The sequence below is a fragment of the Bacillus sp. EB106-04-02-XG92 genome, from assembly GCF_058791995.1.
The window spans coordinates 148,631-173,338 of sequence record NZ_JBYTEA010000007.1 but is presented as its reverse complement, the minus strand read 5'-3'; the positions used below and the strand labels follow the sequence as shown (position 1 = coordinate 173,338).

The following is a 24,708-nucleotide window of genomic DNA, read 5'->3' as shown; positions in this document are numbered from 1 at the left end:
CCTTCTTTCAATCTTATATGCAATTTATCATAACACGAAAAACAGTTAATTTAATAATTCAACTCAATAAAAAATATTTCTATATAAACTGAATTCTACTTCCATATATTTTTACAAAATGTAAATATATAATCCCCTGACCCTAAATCCCTTTCAATGTTATGTTCCGATTTCCAACTTATTTCGTCCATCCGTAATGTAGCGCTCGTATTAGGTGGTACAGAAATATGTAAAAAGGCTTGTTCCTTTTCTAAACTCCACTCAATCTTGATTTCTCCATAAGCTGTCTCACGTTTTACTTTCATCCATTCTAAATTCGAATCAAAATGTGGTTGTATATAAAAATGTTTATATGCAGGTTTGGCTTCATCCACTTCTAATCCAACGATATATCGGTATATCCATTCAACGATAGAGCCATATGCGTAATGATTGTACGAATTCATACTATCATTCCAAAGTGTTCCATCCTCTTTCACGCCATCCCAATGTTCCCAAATCGTTGTGGCACCTTTTTTCACTTGGTATAACCATGATGGATAATCTTCATGAAATAGAAGCTTACAAGCAAGGTCATGACGGTTAAACTTGCTTAATATTAAATTTAAATAAGGTGTTCCTATAAAACCAGTTGTTACATGATTTTTACTTTCTTTTAAAAGCTCAATTAACCGAATAAATACTTTCTCCTTCACATCATCTTTCACTAATTCAAAAAGAAGTACTAATATGTGGGCTGTTTGTGTATTCGAACTTAACCTACCATTTGGTGTAACGAATTCATTTTGAAACGCTTGAACAATATTTGCATGTAATTCTTTATAAAACGTAGCATCTGTTTGTTCACCTAAAATCTCAGCAATTTTTTGTACAAGCGATGTTGAATATGCATAAAAAGCCGTCGCAATAAAATGCTTGTCTGTTCCACCTTCATATATATCGGGTTTCGTATCTAATGCAAGCCAATCGCCTAAATGATAGCCTGTATCCCATAAATACTCGTTCTCACCTTGTGAACGTATGTAATCTATATACTTCTTCATACTGTCATATTGTTCTTTTAAAATTGATACATCTCCGTAATGCAAATAATGAACCCACGGACAAATAATTGCTGCATCACCCCAACCACCGGAAGTATCCAGATCAAAATCTGCTCTTTTCCCAAACGCATCTGGTATAACTAAAGGCACAGCTCCGTTTTTATTTTGGTCTAGTGATAAATCTTGGAGCCACTTTTTAAAGAACAATTGTACATCCATAATTTGCGTAGCTGTTCCAATGAACATTTGTGCATCTCCAGTCCATCCGAGCCGATCGTCCCGCTGCGGACAATCTGTTGGTACATCAAAAAAGTTCCCTCTTTGAGACCATTCCACGTTATGATGAAGTTGATTAATTAATGGATTAGACGTTTCAAATTCAGTCGCTTTTTCCATATCTGTATGCAGTACAACCCCTTCAAAATCTACTATTTGAGGCGGCTGGGTTAACCCACTTATTTTTACATACCTAAAGCCTTGATATGTAAAATGAGGTTCAAACGTTTCCTCCTCTTCTCCTTTTGCTATATACACTATCTTTTGTTTTGCCTTTCGGAGATTACCAGTATAAAAACTACCGTCTTTATTTAATATTTCAGCATGATGCAATTCAATCTTTTGTCCAATATAAACATGATGAACTGTAAAACGCATCCATCCTACCATATTTTGTCCCATATCAATAAGCCATTCATGATTTGATAGTTTTGAAATAGCAATTGGTTTTATTATTTTCATTTTGCGAATCGCTTTATTTTCTTGTGCAACAATTATTTGTTTGGAATACTCAATTATTTCAATATCTTCTAGCTCTTGCCTACTTTCTTCAAGCCTAGCATCGTATACTTCACCTTCATAAATTTCTGAGTACAAAATTGGGCTTGAAGTTAACTTCCATGTTTCATCCGTTACAATTTTTTCTTTCGTTCCATCTTCATACGTTATATGTAATTGAGCAATTATTGCTCGTCTTTTCCCATAATAATTACGCACATGATGCATAGTAATCGGCCCTTTATACCAGCCGTTACCTACCAGTACAGAAATATCATTTTGCCCAATCTTTAATACATGCGTTATATCGTACGTTTGATACAATATTCTCTTATCATAACTTGTCCAACCAGGAGTAAAATAACAATCTCCAATACGCTCACCATTTATAGAAGACTCGTATAATCCTAAGCTTGTGATATATAAACGTGCTTTTTTAACTAATTTTTTAATAGAAAAGCTTTTATGAAAAGACATAACTTGCGTTAGCTCTTTTTTCGCGGCAATCCAGTTTCCGCTCCAGTTATCTTGCCCTTGTAATCCAGTCTCCCAAAATGCTACTTCTGACCAGGGTGATTCTTCTCGGTAATTATCCCATACCTTTACTCGGTAAAAATAACGCGTTTCTGCTCTGTATGAAAATGAATTGATTGGTATATGTAAACTTTGATCCGTTTCTACTTTTCGGGAATCAAACATTATAATTTCAAAATCTCTATCCTTCGCAACCTGCAATTGATAAGCAAGTTGTTTTACATTTCGGTTACTCGACTCAAGTTGCCAACTCAATGTAACAACTTTTGAATCTATACCAATTGGATTTTTTTTATTATCGCAAAGCACCCTCTTTATTGTTAGCACACTTCTTCACCATCTTTTCTATTTCTTAATTTAAATTAATTATAATAAAAATAAAATTCTAAATAAATAATAATTTTATTCATTCTTACAAAATTATTAACTTTCCACATTTATAAAGGTTTTTATTTTCTATTACCGAAAGTATAGTGCGGTAGAACAAAATTTATATTTGGAGGTTAGAAGTATGTCTAAAATTGAAACGCCTGTTATGACTTCTTTACAAACAACGGTTGAAAACATGATGAAGGATTTAAACGTTCCTGGAGCTGCTGTAGCTATTATAAAAGACGGTGAAGTTATTATTTCAGAAGGTTTCGGCTATCGTAATATAGAGACTAAAGAGCCTGTTACACCGAATACTCGGTTCGCAATTGGTTCCTCAACGAAAGCTTTTGGCACACTTTCATTAAGTTTATTAGCACAGCAAAAAAAGTTTAATTGGGATACTCCTGTCCAGTCTTATATACCTAACTTCTCTTTATCTGAACTACTTGCTAGCTCACAAGTTACAGCACGAGATTTGGCTTCCCATCGCACTGGGGTTAGTCGTCATGAGGCTCTTTGGTACAGCTCTTCCTTATCTCGAAAAGATCTCGTTGAAAAAATAAAACATTTACAACTTGATGCACCGTTCCGCACAGCATTTCTTTATAACAACTTAATGTATGCAACAATTAGCTACATTGTTGAAAACATTACAAATCAAACGTGGGAACAATACGCTACAGAACATATTTTAGAACCTTTAAATATGAGACATACAAATTTCTCTGTAACAGATTCACAAACTACAGATGATTTTGCTTTACCTTACATTGAAAATGAAGGTGAAATAAAAGAAGTTCCATTCCGTAACATCGATACAGTCGGCGCTGCTGGATGTATTAATTCTACAATTGAAGATATGGCAAATTGGGTACTTCTTCACTTAAACAAAGGTAAATTTGGAGATCACGAATTAATCTCCTCTGAATTATTACAACAAATGTATACACCACATAATTCCATTCCAGATCAACCAGTTTTATCACTTCCTGAATCTCCATTAAATAGTTACGGCCTTGGTTGGTTTATTAGCGCTTATCGTGGTAATAAGGTGATTCACCATGGCGGTAATATTGATGGATTTTCAGCACTTGTTTCATTCATACCAAATGAAAACATAGGCCTTGTCATTTTAACGAATGCTGGAGGCACATTACTTCCTACTTATCTCGCTAATCAAATTTATGACGAACTACTTGAATTAGAATCCATTGATTGGCATAAACGTGCTGTAGAAGATACTGAAAAAATGAAAGAAATGATGAAAGAAGCAACTGAATCCATTCCTGAACAAATGAAAGGGACTACACCTTCTCACAAGTTAGAGGACTACACTGGTACTTTTGAACATCCCGCTTATGGGACATTACAAGTTTACAAACGAGAAGATTCCTTACATGTACAATTTATGGAGATGGATATTCAATTAGCGCATCATCATTACGACATATTCTCTGCTACAGTTGACTTATTCCAAATGAAAATGAATTTATTATTTGCTTATGAAATGAATGTGAGTGGTGAATTCCCATCCCTTCAGTTACATGTACCAGCTATGTTAAGTACGCAGCCACTTGTATTTAAGAAAATTAAATAAATTTTTAATAGAGGGATGATAACACATCCCTCTTTTCTCTATCTAAAAAAGGATAATACGTAAAGAATACAGAATTCTATTATTCAACTAATTCAATTGCCAGGAGGAAAAGCAATGTACACAGAAATTTTCAAAGAAGTTGTTTCGATTACTCATCATGATTATTCAGCCTGTATAGATAAGAAAGGATGGGACAATCCTATTACTTATTTACAAACAATCGAGAAATTAGAGAAACAAGGAGAACTGACACCGGTTCATTTCACTGAAATTGTAAGTGATTACTTACTAGATTTTAAAGATAATCATATGTTTTTCAAAATGCAGTCTAACAATCCACCTCTTAACAGTGTTGGTTTCCAAGTGAAAAGATACGAGGATTTCCTATATATTACATCCACTTCACAAGAAATAAGAGTGAAAAAAGGACAGTCTATACTAGCATTAGATAATATGAAAATTCCTGAGCTATTAATAAAATATAAAAAGTATTTAAACGAAACTACATATGAACGAGAAAAATGGGATTATGTTTTATTAAAATCGTCAAATTGTACACTTATAAATGAAAATGGCGTAACCGAGACCATTACTTTACAAAAATATAAACAAAACGAATGCACGCCTATTTATTCAATTAAACAGCATAATGAAGATACACTCTTAATTACTTTGACGGATTTCGCAAATACTGAAGCTATTAATAAATTATTAGACTCACATAAAGATGAACTTAATACTTTTCCGAATTTAATAATAGATGTGCGATTGAATCGTGGCGGGAGTGATGATGCATTTTTCAAATTACTTCCTTACTTATTCGAAGACAAAGAGATTTTCCTTTTAGATTCTTCAGATACAATGCAATTAAATCATACAGAACGAAACTTTCATTTGCGTATGAAAGACATCGAAAGGGAAGATTATGATTCTTTAGACGAACTTTCCAAATTATTCACAGATATATTTATTCAAGATTTAAAAAAGAATTATAAAAAAGGATTCGTTACATTTGATACTTCTGGGTTACCAAAAGAACTTCAATTATTAAAAATACACGGAAGAAAATCACCTAGTAGAGTAGTTCTATTAACAGATGTTACATGTGGAAGTTCTGGTGATTCTTTTGTAGAAGTTGCCAAAAAATCATTAAAAGTAAAAGTAATAGGTCGTCCAACTGCTGGTTTAAATGATTATTCTAATTTAGCCGTAATGGAATGGGCAGATACATTCGCTCTTTACTACCCGACTTCACGACTTTCTACTATAGATAAAGGTGAAGGAATGTCCGGCATTGGCATACAACCGCATATACATATCCCATGGACTCCGGAACATATACAAGAAGATGTAGATTTAAAGTTAGCATTACAACTACTTCAAAACGAAGAATGGTAAAAAAATAAAGGTAGATGTGAATCACACCTACCTTTTTTATTTCATCTCAATCTTTTCTGGTTGAAACCAAATTGGCTTCGATAGCTCAAAGTCTTGATGATCCTCTAAAACGATAGTAAGGCGTTCTAACGTATCATCTAACATATGCGGTGCTGCTCGTAATGACCATACAACTGATGAGAACACTGTCATGCCAACGTACACTGCATATAATTTCCAGAATTCCTCTGGTATTCGACCATTAAAATATCCTTCTATTTGTCCGATTGAGTATGGGATACTAATATCCCTTGCAAATAGTGCAATTTTCACGAAATCATGAAGTGGATCGCCCCAGTCGTAGCCATTAAAATCAACAACACCTACATATTTCCCATCACGTACAATTATATTTTCTAAATGAAAATCATCGTGTTGAAATCGATTTGGGCGATTCTTTAAATATATGTCATTTTCATCTATAAACTTCATGATTTTATCATCATTTTTTACTTTTATTCCACATGTTTTATATGCCTCTACATATTTTTGATGCTTTTTCATTGCTCTTTCATACCATGGAAGTATATCATTAGGAGCTTCATATGTATGCATTTTTGCTAAATCTTTTCCTGCCTCTATACCAATTTCATATTGTTCTTTTGGTGAATACATAGGCAATAGCTTCTTCGCATCTTCCCCTTCTATATATGAGAAAATACTATATACACCTTCTTCTTTCAATATACCTATTTCAATCGGCTTTTGTGCCTGTACGTTACGTTTTACCATTTCATTTAAAATTTGAAATTCTATCTTCCTTCTTTCATACTCTTGTAAATCGCCAATCCGTAACAAATATTTTTCATTATCAATTGTCGTAACTATATATTTCTTATCAGGTGAGAAACCTTTAGAAATTTCTTCAATATTAACTGCATCTTTTACTATTTGTATATTGTTTTGCCATGCTGTCATTGTTTTCATTTTTATTCCCCTTACATTTCTGCATTTGGTGTATAGGCAACTTCTACAATAAATCCATTCGGATCGTAAAAATCAATCGTATAGTAACCTTCCGAATAATGATTCATTTCAATTGGACCACGTATTACCTTCACTTTCGTACTAGAAAGAAAATCTGCTACTTCATCAACTACTTCTCTATGAATAGCTTGATAACAAATATGTCTAGGCCCTAACGTCCTTACGATTTCCTCATCTACTTCTTTAAAGTATATTTCACTTTCTCCTGTGCTATATGCTACTTCATTTAACTTTCTCCATCCAATTATTGAAAATAACATATCATAAAAAGAAATGGACTCCTCTAAATTCGCTACCCAAAATTCAATATGATGAATACCTACTCGAAGTGTATTCATATTAAGAATACGCCCCTTGTACTACTTGCACAATTTCCATCGGTGTATTTACCATATAATCTGGTGCATCTTTTTTCACTGTTTCAATGACATCATACCCCCAAGATACCCATATTACATTCACCCCAGCCTTTTTACACGCTGCTACGTCTCGCTGTTCGTCACCGACGTATAACATATCTTTCTCAGTTATTTTTTTCGATTTTAAAAATCTTTTTATCATTTTATCTTTACCGAACAAATTTTTAGAACAATATACTTCTTGTATATTTTCTATATCATTATTGTGTAAAAATGCCCGAATATGCTCTTCTGAGTTCGATGATATGACTGCAATTCCGTAGCCTTTTTTATGTAACTCATCTAATACATCCTTCATCCCATGGAACAAAATAAGATCTTTTATGGCAGGTTGATACAATTTATAAAACTCTAGTGCTAATATCGGTAGTTTATACAATGGTATATCGAGTTGTTTACATCTCTCTGGCATCGTTAATTTACGTAAATACTCAATTTCTTCTTCCCTTACCATTTTATATCCGTTCTTTTCAGCAATTTGATTATAAATTGGTACAAATATATTTTGTGAATCTACTAATGTGCCATCAAAGTCAAAAACAATATATTTTTGCATTCCCATACTCCCTTTTCTTCTTTTTTCTAAACCTATCTTATTCAACACCGTAGTTGTCTTACCCTTCTATACACATAAAAAAAGAACAAGATTTTCTCTTGTTCTTTTTAAGAAAGCCACTTTGGTGGTACATTCGTATTCCAATAAATATTCCCTAACTCATAGTGTCCAGAGTACCCATCATCAAAACGGTGATAGTGGAAATTAAAATAGTAACCATCTTGCGGTGGATGATCTCTCCTTACATGAAATCGCAATAAGTCATTTCCTGATTTCGTGTCATAAACGTGAAAGATTTTTTCATTATTCCCACCAGCTGGTTTTTGGGAAATCGCTAATGATTGTAGTGAATCTTCTGGTACATCATTGGCAAGCTCAGCAATTGCCTCTTCAATTTTCGGTAATATTACATCTTTAAATTCATCTTCAATTACTGGACCAATTTTAGTCCCAAACTTTTGCATCGACTGCTTCTCTGCTTCTTGCATTGCATACGTAATAAAAGTATCGGTGGTTAACCTGTCATTCGTTTCTTCATATGTATAGGACGTACTCTCCAAATTTTGTTGCCCAGCTGTGCTCGTAGGCTTGTCCGCAGCTTTGGCATTATCAAGCAATATGGAAGGAGGCGTCACTAAACCAAATGTAAATACGGTAATTAAGGCGACTAAGGTTTTTCTAAACCAATTTGGCATGTATGTTCCCTCCCCTTTCACTCATTATATTTTATATAACAGTTGTTTCTTCTATTATACAAAATGATTGTAATTTTTGCACTTTACAATTTTGTTAACGTTCACATATTTTTCACTTGAATATGAAATTGTAAGATTTCATACAATAAAATACAACAACAATGAGGAGGCGATCATATGTCTTTAGATGTCATGTATTCCGCCGCAAGCATACTCGTTTTAGCATACTTTCTTTATCAATGTGTGACAGATTAGAAAAAGAGCCATTTTCCGGCTCTTTTTTTATGGTAAAAATACAACCCAACCAATCCATACTATAAAAATAATCCCGGCAATTGCAGCTGGTACTAAATAAAAATGAGAAAGGATAACCAACCCATATAAAAGGATTACTGGAAGTAATAAATATCGATCTGTCTTCCATCTTAACAATAGTAATTTTCCTTCATCACAATATAAATGAAGAAACATTTTTTTCGTAAATTCATTCCAATAGTCGCGCGCATAACGGGAAATTGCAACTAAAGCAAATGCAAGAATGATAGCGGCAATCCACTTCGGACTCATAATAATACTTACAGTACTTATACATACAATTTGAATATAAAATATTCGTGCACTACTTGTACGGAAAAATTCTTTTAAAAAGGATTCAACAATACGAGAATCCTTTTTCTTCCCTAAAAACTTTTTAGAACGCGGAAACATCCACGGTTTTTTATTCGAACTACTCGGTTTAGCTGAATGACCACCAACTTGCATAATCCCACTCGTCCAGCGCATACTTTCTTCTTTCTCTTTCGCAACTTCTTTAAAAAAACAATTTTTATAACTCAATTTTTCTTTTATCAATACGATAATTAGAAAAACTGCTAGACCGATACATAGTATAGAATACAATGGATTTTTATAAATAAGAAACAAACTCAATCCGAAAAAGGATAGACTTATAGAAAATATTACATTTTTTATAATCCATAGTAGCCATCGTTTCCCCACACGTACATGAATAAATCTCGTTAATAACGACAACAGAAATCGAAATACAGTAAAGAATAGCCAAAATAATACTACTTGTATCTTCGTCAATCCAATACTTTTCATCAATACTGGTAACATCGCAACAACAACTACTACATTCGTTATTGCTATTCGAATAAACGTATATGTCATGCCATACTGGATTAATTTTTGCATGTGAGCGGGATACGAAATTAAAAATAAACTATCCGCTTGCTCAAAAAATGAGCGAACTCCTCTTCCATATGTAATCACATAAAATACGAGTAGACCTAATCCGAAATAAACAGTCTCTCCCATCGATAATTCTTCCGTCCATAGTGAACGATAATAAATCCCCATAAATATAAATGCTGGAATAATAATATATAGCGCAACTGTCCAATCCGTTATAGAACTTATGGACTTCCATTTGCGCCCCAGTTCATGACGCAATCTTTTATAAAATTGTTGTTTAATCATGTTGTTCACGCCTTACAATTACATCAAAACAGTCTAATAATGAACTCCCTGGCATTTCTGCTAACTTTTGGATTGCTTCTAAATGTCCATCTGCGACTAATGTACCTTGTGAAATAAGTAAAAATCTCTCACAAATTCTTTCAGCTGTGTCTAATACGTGCGTACAAAGTAATATACCTGCACCACGATCTTTTTCTTTATATAAATAACTTAAAAACTCTTTCGTAGCTACTGGATCTAAACCGATAAAAGGTTCATCAATGATATAAAAATCTGGTTCAGTTAAAAAAGCCAAAATGAGCATCGATTTTTGTTTCATACCTTTTGAAAACTTTGATAAATAATCATGTTTATGTTTATCCATTCGAAACATATGTAATAACTCGTCCGCTTTCCTTTCCCAGCTTCCTACTTCGTTCTCGCGAGCAGCCATTAATAATTCAATATGTTCCCAGAGCGTCAAATAATCATAATAAGTTGGATGTTCGGGCACGTATGCATACGGATTTTTCTTTTCACCAAATGATATTTCACCATTCACATTTACAAGTAACCCAAGCATCGTTTTAATCGTTGTACTTTTCCCGGCACCATTTGCGCCAATAAGAGCAACTAATTCGCCTTGCTCAATCGAAAAGGCAATATCATGAATTGTTTTTTCATCTATTTCATATCCAGCAGAACGGATATTTACTTCTAACATACATTCCCCTTCTTTCCATTTCCAATACAAACTAGGAAAAGAATAATATATAACTATCTATATATCATTATAAAATATTTATTTTCATAGCAGGAATAAATATTTTTTAACAGAATACTTAATGTTTGATTACATTTAATTGGAGTGGATAATATGTCTTTTCAAATTCGTGAAGCTACGATAGACGATATAGATGCACTTTGCTCTTTAACAACAGAACTAAAAGGTTCCTCTATTTCGTATGAAGATATGAACAGCCGATTACAATTCGTACAAATGAGTCCTTTTGATTTTTTATATGTTTATGAAGAAGAAGACACTATATGTGGATTACTTGGGTTTCGTATACGTGAAAATTTAGAAGATGTAACTCGTTATGGGGAAATTTCAATTATTAGCGTTGATTCTACAATACGACGGAAAGGCATTGGGCAAGTATTAATGGATTACGCAGAGCAATTAGCAAAGAAGCATAATTGTATCGGCACATGGCTAGTCAGTGGAACAAAAAGATTAGAAGCACATCCTTTTTACAAAAAATTAGGATATGAAGTGAATGGATATCGATTTGTAAAACATTTTTAAACTACTTATAAATGGAAAGGACTAAAAATATGACAAACATCGAAGCTATTTTTATTGATCGTGACGGTACAATTGGTGGTGACACTACAATACATTATCCGGGATCTTTTACATTATTTCCGTTTACAAAAGCAGCTCTGCAAAAACTAAAAGCTCAAAATATAAAAATTTTCTCTTTCACAAATCAGCCAGGTATCGCAGATGGGATAGCGACTGTTGCTGATTTTGCACAAGAATTAAAAGGCTTCGGCTTTGATGATATATACGTATGTCCTCACAAACACGGTGATGGTTGTGAATGCCGTAAACCAAGTACAGGTATGCTGCTACAAGCAGCAGAAAAACATGGGCTTGATTTAACAAAATGCGCTGTAATTGGTGATCGCTGGACTGATATCGTTGCAGGAGCAACTGTACATGCGACGACGATATTAGTTCAAACAGGCGCTGGACATGACGCTTTACATACGTACCGAGACAAATGGGCACATATTGAGCCAAACTACATTGCAGAAAACTTTGAAGATGCTACAAATTGGGTTTTAAATCAACTATAATCATATAAAAAGAGACGTTTTCATTGTGAAAACGTCTCTTTTTATATGATTTTTTAAAACGTTAATTCATAATGGAAATAACGATTATCTCTCAAATATCCATTTTCAGCATATAATCGCTGTGCTGATAAATTATCGATCTCTGTTTGTAATTTTACACCCTTTGCACCATTTTCTAAGGCAAATTCTTTAGCCGCTTCTAATAATTTTTTTCCTGTTCCTGCCCCGCGCTTAGTAGCTTGTACAAACAGATCATTTAAAATCCATAATTCTTTCATCGAAATGGAAGAAAATGATGGATATAATTGTGTGAAGCCTATATATTCACCGTCTTCAACTGCTACGAAAATAACGGATTCTTTTCTCTCGATTCGATTTCGCAAAAATACTTTTGCTCCGTCTATATCGGAATCTTGTCTATAAAACATACGATAGTTATTAAAAACTGATGCTAGTCCATCTAAATCTGCAAGTGTTGCCTCATATATTCTCATTTTACTCCATTCCCCTTCCAATACTGTTTCATTATATCCGTTGCCCATTTAGGCTGTACAATTTCTTCTTTCGGCATAAACTCTTTCATTACCGGCTTTATATCCAATATAGGGGTGCCATCAATAGCATCTAACCCCTCAACAATAATTGATTTACCTTCTCTTTTGATCACCTTTACAATTGTTGCTCCTATGCGATTTGGACGATTTTTCCCGCGCTGTGCAAAAATCCCTACTTTAGGATAATCATTATTATTTCTAGGATGTCTAGCAAAATATTGAATTTGTTCATCCGTTACTTTATGAAAATAAAAAACAACTTCAATATGAGAAAAATCTTCAATCCCTTGTATACTTTCTTCTGTATACATTTCAGTTAAAGTAATATAGGATCCTACTTCTCCCCACTCATCATCTTTTATTTCCTTTCTTTCATTATGTACAAATGCGATTGGTTGAACTGAAAACATACGCATTCCCCCTTAAATGTAACCACTTACATTATAAAATATTTTCTGAATGTTTTCCACATACACGAACTAAGTTACATAATATAATTATAATCTATTTCGTAAAGCGAAATTAACTGCTTCAACTGCATGTATATGAGTTGTGTCAAATATTGGAACTAATACGTCTTCTTGCTTTATTAATAATCCTATTTCTGTACAACCTAATATGATCCCTTGGGCCCCTTCTTGTACTAGACCTTCTATTACTCTTTTATAATACTCCCTAGATTGAGGTGTTACCTTTCCTAAACACAATTCTGTATATATTACTTCGTTTATCTTTTCTCTATCCTTTTTTGATGGAATCATTACATTTATATGATTTTCTTCTATGCGTAACTTATAGAAATCTTGCTCCATTGTATATTTAGTTCCAAGCAAACCAACCGTTTGAATGTCTTTCCTTTTCATTTCTTTCGCTGTTGCATCAGCGATATGTAAAACTGGAATATGTATATTCTCCTTTATTTTCTCAACTACTTTATGCATTGTATTCGTGCAAATAATTATAAAATCCGCTCCACCGCTCTGTAACGCGTATGCTGCATTCCCTAATACTTCTCCTGCGCCATTCCAATCTCCGTTAGACTGGAATCGTTCAATCTCTTCAAAGTCCACACTATAAATCATACATTTTGCTGAATGTAATCCTCCTAATCTCTCTTTTATTTCTTCATTTACGATCCGATAATATTCAGACGTTGATTCCCAACTCATACCACCAATTAAACCTATTGTTTTCATAAAAACATACACCTACCTCACACTATTTTTTAGCTAATTAAAACATTTTATTATATATATTATACATAATAAAACAAGACTTTACGTTTAAAATATAAAGTCTTGTTTTAACTATTTCCAAGGGAATTTTATAAGAATATTCTGAAATTAATTATCTAATGTTTTTATAGAATCTTCATATTGATAATGAAAACATTCTCGATATAACTGTTTAATTTTATCATATGATGGCACACGTGGATTATTTGCTGGACTTCCACTTTCAATTGCATCAGACGCCATTTTAGAAATAGCTTTTTCAAACTCAACCTCACCAATTCCGTATTCTTTTAAGTTTGGGATACGAAGATCAAAACAAAGTTTTTTTATTTCCCTCAGCGTGTAGTCGGCTACTTCATCATCACAATAGGAATACATATCTTTATTGAAACAACGTCCAATTTCCGCTAGTCTTTTTACTGCACTCACTTTTGTATATTCTAAAACTGTAGGTAATAGTATCGCATTTGATATACCATGTGGTACATGAAATAACGCTCCTACTGGTCTTGACATTCCATGAACTAATGTAACAGATGCATTTGAAAATGCGATTCCAGCTTGTAAGGATGCTATCATCATCGCTTCTCTTGCCTCCATATTCTCTCCGTCTTCATATGCAATACGTAAATATTTCATAATACTTTCAATGGCGGAAAGAGCTAGTACATCTGTAAGTGATTGTGAAACTCTAGAAATATATGCTTCGACTGCATGACATAAAGCATCTATCCCTGTTGCTGCTGTAATATGAGGTGGTACCGAACGCGTTAAAATTGGGTCAATAATCGCTACTTGTGGGGTAAAACTTGGATGTTTCATCATCATTTTTACATGTGTTCGTTTATTCGTAATTACTGCTACACTTGTTACTTCCGACCCAGTACCAGAAGTTGTTGGGATTGCAATAAGTGGTAGCGGATCATTGTCTATTTCCATATCCTTTTGGACATAATCTTCCACTTCTCCACCATTAGTATATAACACCGCGACTGCTTTCGCTGCATCGATACAACTTCCACCACCAATACCGATAATAAAATCACACTTTCTTTCTTTACAAATAGTTAACGCTTCTAACACGTGTATATTGGTAGGCTCAGCATTTACTTTATTATATGTAATAACTGTAATACCTTTCGTATTTAGTTGTTGTATACACCTCTCAACATATCCTAACTCCTCCATAATTGTATCCGTAACTATAAACGCTCTTTTCCCCAACTTCTTAGATTGTTCCCCCAGCTTTTCAAGCGAATTTCTTCCATATAATACAGACTTCGGCATACGAAACTCAGCAACTTCTTGCAAGTACTCCACCCCTTCTTACCCTAATTAATATTTTAGTTTATAAAATATCGACTTAATAAATTCCTGTTACTGTATAGAATGCAATAACTAAAAATACAGCAACCGTTTTCAAAACAGTAATTGCAAATATATCTTTATATGACTGTTTATGTGTTAAACCTGTAACTGTAAGAATAGTAATAATTGCTCCGTTATGTGGTAATGTATCCATTCCTCCTGATGCCATTGACACGATACGATGCATTACTTCTAATGGAATATCGAATTGATTGGCCGCTGCAATAAACTTATCTCCCATCGCACTTAAAACAATCCCCATTCCTCCTGATGCAGAACCTGTAATTCCAGCTAAAATATTCGTCGTGACTGCTCCATTCACAAGAGGATTTGTGAATGTGGCAGAAATACCATCTCTCATAATCGCAAATCCTGGAAGTGCTGCGATGACACCACCAAATCCAAACTCAGCTCCTGTATTCATCGTTGCAAGTAGCGCTCCACCAATACTTGTATTTAATCCAGCTTGAAATCCTGTTACTACACGTTTCCAATATAATAATAACGTTGTTACTATACCTATAATAAGTGCCAATTCTACTGACCAGATTCCAACTACTGCACTTAATTCTACTTTTCCAAATGATTTCATACCAATAGCTGAAAAATCAAAACCATTTGGATACCACTTCGGTATCATAATAGTAAAAACTTTATTCATTACACCTACTAAAATAAGTGGTATAAAAGCAATCACTTGCTGTGCTCTTGTAATTTCAATATTTTTAACCAGCGGCATATCTTTTTGTTCTGCTTGTAAAGAAGCTGCCATTTCCGTATTCCCATCGTTAAAACCAAAATATCCTTCTCCTGCTGCTTTCGCCTTCTTACGTCTATTCTCTAAATATAGTAATCCTAACGTAAGTACAAAAATTGCCCCTACAATACCAAGTATCGGCGCAGCATAAATGTCTGTTTTAAAAAACGTTGTAGGTATTACGTTTTGGATTTGTGGTGATCCAGGTAGCGCATCCATCGTAAACGTGACCGCTCCAAGAACGATTGTTCCAGGAATTAAACGTTTTGGAATATTCGCTTGTCGAAACAACTTAGCTGCGAACGGATATACAGCAAACACTACTACATAAACACTAACACCACTATACGTTAAGATAGCACCCATTAATACAATCGCTAATATTGTACGTTTTTCACCAACTAACTCTATAATTGTCTTTGCAATCGAATCTGCAATTCCTGACATTTCTACTACTTTTCCAAAAATTGCCCCAAGTAAAAATACAGGAAAATACAGTTTAATAAAACCTACCATTTTCTCCATAAAAATATTCGAAAAGAAAGGTAATACAAAACTAGGCTCTGTCAAAAATACTGCAAATAATGCAAATATCGGTGCAAATAAAATAACAGAAAATCCTTTATACGCTACAAACATAAGTAAACTAAGTGCTAATAATATAATAACTAGCTCCAATTATACCCCTCCTTTAAACTGAAAATTCAAACTTTTATTGATATAGTTCTACTAATCTTTTATTTCTGACATCCCTCCTCTAATTCATACAAATTTTTCATGCTAAAAATGTCTAATTATAAGTATTCGATTACATATGAAAAATCCCTTTAAACATAAACGATTTCATTGTCATACGTTATAAAGGGATTTTCAGTCTCTATATTTACTTCTTTATCAAACTATTTTCTACCAAGAAATAATGTAATTCTTTTACATCATTTACTATATGAGTCGCACCAACTTCAGTCAATTCTGTTTCACTACCATAACCGTATAAAACACCAATTGAAGCAATCTCATTATAATTCGCACCGATTATATCATGCTTTCTATCTCCAATCATAACAATTCCTTCTTTATTAAGTTCTTCATTTGTTTGTAAAATATGAGCAATGATCTCTTCTTTCTTTATTCTTGTACCATCTAAATTACTTCCAACGATATCTTCAAAATAATTCGTTAATTGAAAATGATCTAGTACTTGTTTTGCAAATACAGTAGGTTTTGAAGTTGCTATAAATAAACGATTTCCGGTATTTTTTAATTGTTGTAAAAGATTTGGAATACCATCGTATACATTATTTTCTAACAATCCACGCTGCTTTAAATACTCACGAAAATAAAAAACCGCTCGTTCAACTTCTCCTTCCCCCATATTATATCTCTCTATGAATGATTGCTGAATCGGTGGTCCAATAAATGAATCTAACTCTCTTATATGTAATTCTTCAATCCCAACCTTTTTTAATGCATACAGTACTGAATTAATAATCCCTTCTTTCGGATCAGTCAATGTTCCATCTAGATCAAATAGAAATGTTGTATACATGTTTTCTTCCCCCACTTATTCCACTGTATATATAGCATTATTTCCCATATCTTTATTATACCATCATTATTCTTTTTTCTGAAAATTCCTTTTCCTTTGTCACATACTTTCAGTTACAAAAAATGATATATATGATAAAGTAAAAAAGTTACAATTATTTTAATAGAAATCGGTGAAACAAATGTCTATTACATTAATATTTATTATGGCCTTTACAATTATAATTCACGCAGTCGAAACAAGTTCTTATAGTATTCGATTAGCAGGGGTTCGTTTGAAAAAGATCGCTGTTGCATTATCTGTCGTAGGAATGGTATTGCTTATTTCAAGAACATCAAACTTACTACAAGCCTTTTTAATAGGTGGCATTGTCGATGATGCAAAACTAGATTCTTCTATTAATTTAGAGCATATTATACGACTTGTACTATTATCTGCCTCTATCGGTACATTACTTGCGATTATACTGTATCCAACTTTAACAAAACTATTTGGATACGTCATACAAAACTTTGAAACAGACGGTTCTTTCATTCGAATGATGAAAACGAATAACATTCAAAAATTAAAGTATACAAAAAAATATGTACGCTTCCCAAAATTAGAAATGATTCATAGACTGCGTATCGGTGGTATTCCAAAACGTATTATGATTATTAACATGTTTGCTACTGCTATTTATACAGCTGGTGTTCTTTCTGCCCTTTACGCTTCATTTCTAAATCCAGACTATGCAACAAACGCAAGTACAGCTTCTGGTCTAGTAAATGGTTTTGCTACAATTTTATTAACCGTACTACTCGATCCACGCATCGCTCTTTTAACAGAGCGTGCTTTACAATCAGAGAATGGTGCTGAGTCTATGAGTAAAATGTACGGTTGGCTAATGATTTCTAGACTTTTCGGTACGTTATTAGCTCAACTACTATTTGTACCAGGTGCTTACTGGATTTTATGGATTATTGAACTACTACATTAATTTACTAGAAAGGTGAATGTATCAATGAATATACAAACAGAGCAAGATATAATTCGCTTAATAGAAAACGATGAATGGATGATGAATGTATTACAAATGGCAAAATCACTACAACTACCTGATTGGTGGATTTGTGCCGGGTTTGTCCGTTCTAAAATTTGGGATACTGTACATAACTACGAAGTTCGAACAGCTATGCCTGATGTTGATGTAATTTATTATGATAGTCTACATAAAGATGAGATGTACGAACAATCATTAGAAAATAAATTAAAGAATATTGATGCTACAATCCCTTGGTCGGTAAAAAATCAAGCTCGTATGCATGTAGTGAATAATATGCCACCGTATTCTTCTTCTGTTGATGCTATTTCTAAATTTCCTGAAACTGCAACGGCTTTAGGAGTTACACTTGATGACCTAAACAAAGTCATATTAACAGCTCCATGCGGTATTGAAGATGTGATTTCCTTACAAGTGAGACCGACAACTCATTTTCTTGAATCGAAAGAGCGTATACTTATGTACAAAAACAGAGTTATTAAAAAGAATTGGCAAAGTAAGTGGCCTAAGATCACAATCACATATTCATAAATTTGAAAAGGGTGCTTCTCATTTATAGAAGCACCCTTTTCTTCATTTCAAAAAATGTAGGACTGTTTCTGCGAATCTATCTGCTTCCTCATAATGAGGTGAATGACCGCTCTCTTCAAATGCGATATACTTACCGTTTCGAGCATCTTTACTAAATATTTCAATTTGTTTTTCACAAGTTACTACATCATGTTTTCCTACTATTAATAACATTGGATTTTGTAAATCTTTTATTTTAGGTAATAATGAAGTATGAACTGCTCCCTCTAATTTTAATCTATCAAAATGGATCTTGGAGCGATTTGAAAATACTTCCCACTCTTCATCACTATATAAACTCTCGTCTGTCACATCTTCCTTATAATTGTAAATCTCCATTCTTTTTTCTTCTAGGTCATCACTTAATCTTATATAAGCTTCTAACAACTCTTCTGAACTAGCATTGCTAGATGAATAAGCAAGAGACTCTTCTGCTACTTCTTCTTTTCCATACTTTTTTAATAAGTTCCCTGTCTTTTGTAACAAAGCTCTACTTGTTAACGCAAAATCGAAAGTTGGCCCTTCAAATATTATTTTCTCTATTGAACTTGGATATATCGACGCATATAGCAACGCTACATATCCGCCGAAAGAATGTCCAATTACAGACCACTTCTCAATTTGTAATACTTTTTTTAGTTCCTCACAGTCTTCAATTAAATCTTTTAATCCAAAAGCTTCGTCCTCGGTAATTTCTTCTGAGCGACATACACCTCTTTGATCTATCATAATTATATATAAAGAATCTTTTAAACGTTCCGCTTGATGAAATGAAAAATCATAGCAACTTTCTCCCGGTCCACCATGCAAGTATAGAACCGGTTTATCTTTAGGATCTCCATGCGTTTCAACGTATAGCTTTTTCCCTCTAATATTCATATATTTCCCTGCTTCTATCAAATTCGCCTTTATGATCATCACCTTCTTTTTTACTGAATATTATAACATTAATTGTTAAATAATCCCTATTACATTTAAAAAGACGATGATGATTGCGAGCGGTGCTACAAAGCGAAGTAAAAATGCCCAACAAGTAAATACTTTCTTTCCATAATTACCACCTACAAAAAACTCTGCTTCTAATACCTTCTTTTCTATTTTGAATGAAACGAAGATACTAATAAATAGTGCACCAAGTGGCATTAATATATTACTAGATAAGAAGTCTACTGCATCAAAAATATTCTTTCCGAAAATCGTAATATCACTCCATACCCCAAATGATAACGCTGATGGTATACCTACTAAGAAAATGCAGAAACCGATCATCCATGATAATTTCGTTCTTCTTTCCTGTTCACCATTTGTCACTGCTGAAACAACTGTCTCTAATAATGAAAATGCCGATGTTAATGTCGCAAATGTAAATAGTGCAAGAAATACTGTTAAGAAAACCCCACCGAATGGTATTTGACTAAATACTGATGGCAATACGATAAATAGCAATCCAGGCCCTTCTGTTGGCTCCATTCCTAATGAAAATACGGCCGGAAAAATAGCAAGACCTGCAAATAATGAAACAAATAAATTCAATCCAACAATTGTTATTGCTGATTTTGGTAAACTTTCTTTTTTATTTAAATAGGAACTATACGTGACCATAATCGAAATACCGATACTAATCGCAAAGAATGATTGGCCCATTGCGAACAAAATACTTTCTGAAGTAATCTTTGAGAAGTCTGGTTGTAAGAAAAACTTTACACCTTTCATTGCGTTATCAAGTGTTAGTGAGCGAACAATAAGAGCGACAAACAAAACGAACAATGCTGGCAACATATATTTACTTGCTTTTTCAATCCCGTTTTGTACTCCCTTTGATACAACCCAAATCGTAATGAACATAAAAGCGAAATGGCCCATAATTGCCCAAGCGGGATTTCCAATTGTTTCAGTAAATAATGCTCCGTAATTTTCTCCCGGAGTAATAAGTTGTCCCGTTAGTCCTCTGAATAAATAAATTAAGACCCATCCACCTACAACACTATAAAACGAAAGTAGTATAAAACATGTTCCAACACCAAGGCGTCCAATCCAGTGCCATCCTGTATTAGGTGCGATACTTTTAAATGCGCCAACTGCTTGTTTCTGCGTACTGCGTCCAATCATAAATTCAGCTATAAGTAACGGCAGCCCAATTAGTACAGTAAATAATATAAATATTAGAAAGAACGCTCCTCCCCCGCTCTTCCCAGCGATATAAGGAAACTTCCATATTGCGCCAAGTCCAATTGCCGATCCTGCTGCAGCCATTATAAAACCTAATTTCGAAGTCCATTGCTCCGTCTGTTTCATCTTATTTTCCTCCTAATTAAATCATTTTATATAAATAATTAAATTTTACAAACCAATCTGAATAAACCCTCCATTTCTATTTCCATAAAATAAAAAAATGGCCCAACGTCTCTATATAAAGAGACGCTAAGCCATTTACTTAACGCGGTACCACCCTTATTGATTCCATTATGAATCCACCTTAGTAGTAATCGTTTGATTACAAACCTAATATCGAAGGTTAACCGTTAAGATTTACTAAGAATGCGATTCCGTTCCACCTTACTGCTCCTAGGCGAGTTCAGGATGTCATTTGGCTATGTCACACCAACCCATAGCTCTCTGTACAAATATACGACCTTACTACTCCTATTCAACACAATTAAATATTTAGAATATATTTTCTTTTGAAATTAATATGAAGTATATCGGTTATATTTGTAACTGTCAAGGGATATATTAAAATTTAACGAGAATCCGTTTATTATTGTGATTATCCTTCGCCATCATCATCTTGATCATCATTTCCCTCTTCTTGATCATCGTCATCTTGTTGCTGTGATGACTCCTTGTGCTGAATAGTGTTATTTACTGATGTAGTTGATATAATTTCTCCTGTTATTGTATGTACTCTTACATCAACCGTTTCTGTTTGTTTTTTTATTATAATTTGGTAAGTAGCCAAACCATTTATATTAACTACACTTACCTTCTCGATAAATCCACCTGGTACTGTTTGTAGCGCCACTTCTTTCGCCTGCTCTTCTGTTATAACTTTTTGTATTTGTGAAGTACCAATAAAAGCGCCTGTACTTTCTTCAATTTCTACTATTACATTCTCATTTGCACTTTTCTCTATTTCTATTACATATATATTTTTTTCGTTTTTTTGCTCTAGTTTTATCCCTTTTACACTCCCTGGTACTTGCTGCACTGCAATCTCTTTTGCTTGCTCTTCTGTAATTTTTGTCATCGGTTTCTCTAACAATTGAATTTTACCAGTTGTTTTTTCAATCTCAACTATTGTACTTTGATTAGCATTTGTTTCTACCGTTATAACAAACACTTCTATCCCATTTCTTTTTTCTAATATAGTTCTTTTAATGATTCCCTGCACTTTCTGGAGTGCCATTTCTTCCGCTTTCTCTTTCGTTATCGTATTACTATTTAACGATATTTCTTTTGCGCGTTTTATGTTACCACTTTGAGCATCTACTATTATTTCATATGAGCCTTTTTCATTTGAAAGATTTACTGTATATATATCTTGTTCCCCCTTGTTTACTAATTTCATATTTTTTATTTTCCCAGGATACTGTTCAGACACAATATTCTGAATTTGTTTTTTAGATAATATTTTTTCTCCTTGCTTAGAAACAATACGTTGTGATACAAACGCTACACTTACAAGTACAAAACAAAGTAACAACGCTACCTTCCATTTCTTTTTCATTTTCAATCTCCTATCTCTTTATAAAAAACGAGGCAAATATACAGTAACTTTCGTCCATTCTCCCTCTTCACTTTCAAGTAGTATATTTCCTTCATGAGCATCGATAATTTGCTTGGCAATCGATAATCCTAAACCGGTACCCCCTGTTTCCCTACTCCTCGCTTTATCAACTCGAAAAAAGCGATCGAACACTTTCTCTAAATCCTCCTTTGGAATTCCCATACCGTAATCTTGAATAGAAAAAAAGACTTTTTCTTTTTGTATTCCTACTGTCAAATCAATTGAATCTTTACTGTATTTCATTGCGTTATCCAATAATACTACTAATACTTGTTTTATTTTTTGTTCATCAATATTTACAACAACCTTTTCTTCATTTGTAACAATACGAAAATCCCGATTATATGTTTTTTCTAGTTGTTCCGCAGTCCTATTACATAATCGAACTAAATCTGATTCTTTCGTTTCCAACTTCCACTCTGCACTACTGTTGGCAAGCAGCAACATTTGATTTGTCATACCTTTCATTCTTACTGCCTCAGAGTATATCGCTTCTACAGATTCCTCTAAAACATCTTGTTTTTTCATTCCCCATCTTTTTAATAATTTTGCATAACTTTCAATAACAGTTAACGGTGTTCTCAATTCATGTGAAGCATCTGAAACGAACTGCTGTTGCTTTTCAAAGTTCTGATGTAATAAATCGATCATTTTATTAAATGTCGTTCCCATTTTATGCAATTCATCTTTTGATTTTTTCTCAAGTGGTATTTTTTTAAAAATCCCTCTATCTTGTATATGCTCCATCGTTTGTATTAAAGAATTTACAGGTTTTAAGATGAATTTACTTAACATTCTTCCCGCAAAAAAAGACGGAATTAAAACGAAAAGTGATGCAATAACTAATACATTTTTTAACATATTTAAATTATCTCGCAAACTATCTAAACGTTCTGTCATTTCTAACGAAACGATTTTCCCATCATTCCAAATGATTGGCATTTTTATATAAGCGAATTTCCCACCATTTTTCTCATAAATTCCCGCTGATTCTTTTCTTTCAAATTTCGTATTTACTGCTGGTATTGGTTTTGTATTATCTACTTCTTGTCTAATCATTACCTTTGAATTTTCATTAATAACTCTAATCATTCCGTTTGAAGGTAAATATGGTTGCAACAGATTTACTGCGTCTATTTCTTTTGCTGATTCTACATTCATTCCTTCTATAATATGTACTGCTTCACGTTTTAATCGTTCTAACTCCCCGTTCGTTGTAACTTTATAAAACAAAAAATATATAGAACTATTAATAAGTAACAAAATAAGTAGTAACCATACTGTAGAGAATAAATATATTTTATTTTTAATTTTCATATATTACACCTTTAAGACATACCCAACACCTCTAACAGTGTGAATAAGTGGTACGTCCACATTACAATCTACTTTTTTACGTATATATCGAATATATACATCGACAACATTTGTATCACCATAATAATCAAATCCCCAAACATTCGTTACAATCTGTTCTCGATTTAACACTTGATTTTCATGCTTCATTAAAAAGAGTAATAAATCAAACTCACGTGGTGTTAAGTCGACTAGATTATTACCTCTTTTCACTTCTCTCGTTTTCTCATCTAAATATAAATCTGCAATTTGATAACTACTATGTTCCTCTTCTTTTCTTACATTTGAAATTCTTAAACAAGCACGAATTCTCGCTAAAAGTTCTTCTATTTGAAAAGGCTTTGTAATATAGTCACTTGCTCCTTGATCCAAACCACTAACCTTGTCAACAACTGAGTCACGAGCAGTTAATAAAATAATAGGTATTACAGCATTTTTCAAACGTATTCTTCGAAGAACTTCTAACCCACTTATATTTGGAAGCATTACATCAAGTAATATTAAATCCCAGTTACCATTGCCGAACTTTTCCATTGCCTCTGTACCTGTTTTTGCAATTTCACTTTCATATCCTTCAAACTCTAATTCCAACTGCACAACACGAGCAATTTTTTCTTCATCCTCGACGATTAAAATCCTTTCTCCCATAAAAGCCTCCTATAATATATATTTGCACCATTTTAGTATAACAAGTAATACTTTCCTCCAAAAGAAATAATACCCAATATTCTGTCCGACTTAATGAAAAA

General features: G+C 33.3%; 24 protein-coding genes and 1 other annotated feature. Of the genes, 6 read left to right on the top strand and 18 right to left on the bottom strand.

Annotation, left to right across the window (positions count from 1 at the left end):
* Window positions 1-95 precede the first annotated feature (95 nt).
* Window positions 96-2,678 (bottom strand): family 78 glycoside hydrolase catalytic domain, encoded by a 2,583-nt coding sequence (locus tag AC3WVA_RS19045; RefSeq protein WP_492322098.1) that lies wholly within the window; start codon window positions 2,676-2,678, stop codon window positions 96-98.
* A gap of 184 nt (window positions 2,679-2,862) precedes the next feature.
* Here AC3WVA_RS19045 and AC3WVA_RS19040 point away from each other — a divergent pair, with 184 nt between their 5' ends.
* Together AC3WVA_RS19040 and AC3WVA_RS19035 are read left to right on the top strand one after the other, a co-directional pair.
* A complete protein-coding gene (locus tag AC3WVA_RS19040) occupies window positions 2,863-4,320 on the top strand; it encodes a serine hydrolase (RefSeq protein ID WP_098520434.1) in 1,458 nt (485 codons plus the stop codon).
* A gap of 114 nt (window positions 4,321-4,434) precedes the next feature.
* Complete coding sequence (locus AC3WVA_RS19035; protein ID WP_492322097.1) at window positions 4,435-5,718, top strand: S41 family peptidase; 1,284 nt, start codon at window positions 4,435-4,437, stop codon at window positions 5,716-5,718.
* A gap of 36 nt (window positions 5,719-5,754) precedes the next feature.
* Here the strand turns inward: AC3WVA_RS19035 and AC3WVA_RS19030 are convergent, their stop codons facing one another.
* From AC3WVA_RS19030 to AC3WVA_RS19005, 6 genes are all read right to left on the bottom strand, one after another.
* The gene (locus AC3WVA_RS19030) at window positions 5,755-6,684 is read right to left on the bottom strand and encodes an aminoglycoside phosphotransferase family protein (protein WP_341013633.1); all 930 of its coding nucleotides are present in this window, start codon (window positions 6,682-6,684) and stop codon (window positions 5,755-5,757) included.
* A gap of 11 nt (window positions 6,685-6,695) precedes the next feature.
* Window positions 6,696-7,082 (bottom strand): VOC family protein, encoded by a 387-nt coding sequence (locus tag AC3WVA_RS19025; protein ID WP_098520437.1) that lies wholly within the window; start codon window positions 7,080-7,082, stop codon window positions 6,696-6,698.
* A gap of 1 nt (window position 7,083) precedes the next feature.
* A complete protein-coding gene (locus AC3WVA_RS19020; RefSeq protein ID WP_141539496.1) occupies window positions 7,084-7,719 on the bottom strand; it encodes an HAD-IIIA family hydrolase in 636 nt (211 codons plus the stop codon).
* A 107-nt stretch (window positions 7,720-7,826) separates the two neighbouring features.
* Complete coding sequence (locus AC3WVA_RS19015; protein ID WP_098520439.1) at window positions 7,827-8,414, bottom strand: YpjP family protein; 588 nt, start codon at window positions 8,412-8,414, stop codon at window positions 7,827-7,829.
* Window positions 8,415-8,696: 282 nt separating this feature from the next.
* Complete coding sequence (locus AC3WVA_RS19010) at window positions 8,697-9,896, bottom strand: ABC transporter permease (RefSeq protein WP_341013634.1); 1,200 nt, start codon at window positions 9,894-9,896, stop codon at window positions 8,697-8,699.
* Entirely contained in the window at window positions 9,889-10,599 is a 711-nt protein-coding gene (locus AC3WVA_RS19005) for an ABC transporter ATP-binding protein (protein ID WP_098520441.1), read from the bottom strand. The genes AC3WVA_RS19010 and AC3WVA_RS19005 overlap by 8 nt, the downstream gene beginning before the upstream one ends.
* 153 nt (window positions 10,600-10,752) lie before the next feature.
* Here AC3WVA_RS19005 and AC3WVA_RS19000 point away from each other — a divergent pair, with 153 nt between their 5' ends.
* Entirely contained in the window at window positions 10,753-11,184 is a 432-nt protein-coding gene (locus AC3WVA_RS19000) for a GNAT family N-acetyltransferase (RefSeq protein ID WP_098345793.1), read from the top strand.
* 29 nt (window positions 11,185-11,213) lie between these two features.
* A complete protein-coding gene (locus AC3WVA_RS18995; RefSeq protein WP_417902454.1) occupies window positions 11,214-11,741 on the top strand; it encodes an HAD-IIIA family hydrolase in 528 nt (175 codons plus the stop codon).
* Between the two features lie 53 nt (window positions 11,742-11,794).
* Here AC3WVA_RS18995 and AC3WVA_RS18990 read toward each other — a convergent pair whose 3' ends face one another.
* From AC3WVA_RS18990 to AC3WVA_RS18965, 6 genes are all read right to left on the bottom strand, one after another.
* Window positions 11,795-12,235, bottom strand: a complete 441-nt coding sequence (locus AC3WVA_RS18990) for a GNAT family N-acetyltransferase (protein WP_088315702.1) — start codon at window positions 12,233-12,235, stop codon at window positions 11,795-11,797.
* Window positions 12,232-12,705, bottom strand: a complete 474-nt coding sequence (locus tag AC3WVA_RS18985; protein WP_071758136.1) for an SAM-dependent methyltransferase — start codon at window positions 12,703-12,705, stop codon at window positions 12,232-12,234. Before AC3WVA_RS18985 ends, AC3WVA_RS18990 begins: the two co-directional genes overlap by 4 nt.
* A gap of 87 nt (window positions 12,706-12,792) precedes the next feature.
* On the bottom strand, window positions 12,793-13,491 hold the full coding sequence (locus AC3WVA_RS18980) for an aspartate/glutamate racemase family protein (RefSeq protein WP_417902453.1): 699 nt from the start codon (window positions 13,489-13,491) through the stop codon (window positions 12,793-12,795).
* Between the two features lie 147 nt (window positions 13,492-13,638).
* On the bottom strand, window positions 13,639-14,841 hold the full coding sequence (gene eutG, locus AC3WVA_RS18975) for an alcohol dehydrogenase EutG (RefSeq protein ID WP_098345795.1): 1,203 nt from the start codon (window positions 14,839-14,841) through the stop codon (window positions 13,639-13,641).
* Window positions 14,842-14,893: 52 nt separating this feature from the next.
* Entirely contained in the window at window positions 14,894-16,333 is a 1,440-nt protein-coding gene (locus AC3WVA_RS18970) for a GntP family permease (protein ID WP_417902451.1), read from the bottom strand.
* 205 nt (window positions 16,334-16,538) lie between these two features.
* Window positions 16,539-17,204, bottom strand: a complete 666-nt coding sequence (locus tag AC3WVA_RS18965) for an HAD family hydrolase (protein ID WP_492322096.1) — start codon at window positions 17,202-17,204, stop codon at window positions 16,539-16,541.
* A gap of 181 nt (window positions 17,205-17,385) precedes the next feature.
* Between AC3WVA_RS18965 and AC3WVA_RS18960 the strand changes: the two genes are divergently transcribed.
* A complete protein-coding gene (locus AC3WVA_RS18960) occupies window positions 17,386-18,183 on the top strand; it encodes a lipid II flippase Amj family protein (RefSeq protein WP_492322095.1) in 798 nt (265 codons plus the stop codon).
* Between the two features lie 24 nt (window positions 18,184-18,207).
* Complete coding sequence (locus AC3WVA_RS18955; RefSeq protein WP_098345798.1) at window positions 18,208-18,777, top strand: nucleotidyltransferase family protein; 570 nt, start codon at window positions 18,208-18,210, stop codon at window positions 18,775-18,777.
* Between the two features lie 42 nt (window positions 18,778-18,819).
* Here the strand turns inward: AC3WVA_RS18955 and AC3WVA_RS18950 are convergent, their stop codons facing one another.
* The 5 genes from AC3WVA_RS18950 to AC3WVA_RS18930 all read right to left on the bottom strand — a co-directional run bounded on the left by AC3WVA_RS18950 (window position 18,820) and on the right by AC3WVA_RS18930 (window position 24,607).
* On the bottom strand, window positions 18,820-19,734 hold the full coding sequence (locus tag AC3WVA_RS18950; protein WP_098520444.1) for an alpha/beta fold hydrolase: 915 nt from the start codon (window positions 19,732-19,734) through the stop codon (window positions 18,820-18,822).
* Window positions 19,735-19,770: 36 nt separating this feature from the next.
* The gene (locus tag AC3WVA_RS18945; RefSeq protein ID WP_098881034.1) at window positions 19,771-21,111 is read right to left on the bottom strand and encodes a sodium-dependent transporter; all 1,341 of its coding nucleotides are present in this window, start codon (window positions 21,109-21,111) and stop codon (window positions 19,771-19,773) included.
* Window positions 21,112-21,227: 116 nt separating this feature from the next.
* Window positions 21,228-21,476: a binding site (T-box leader), on the bottom strand.
* Between the two features lie 107 nt (window positions 21,477-21,583).
* Complete coding sequence (locus tag AC3WVA_RS18940; protein ID WP_098881033.1) at window positions 21,584-22,543, bottom strand: PepSY domain-containing protein; 960 nt, start codon at window positions 22,541-22,543, stop codon at window positions 21,584-21,586.
* Between the two features lie 18 nt (window positions 22,544-22,561).
* A complete protein-coding gene (locus tag AC3WVA_RS18935; protein WP_098881032.1) occupies window positions 22,562-23,920 on the bottom strand; it encodes a HAMP domain-containing sensor histidine kinase in 1,359 nt (452 codons plus the stop codon).
* Between the two features lie 3 nt (window positions 23,921-23,923).
* Entirely contained in the window at window positions 23,924-24,607 is a 684-nt protein-coding gene (locus tag AC3WVA_RS18930) for a response regulator transcription factor (protein ID WP_098520445.1), read from the bottom strand.
* Between the last annotated feature and the right edge of the window lie 101 nt (window positions 24,608-24,708).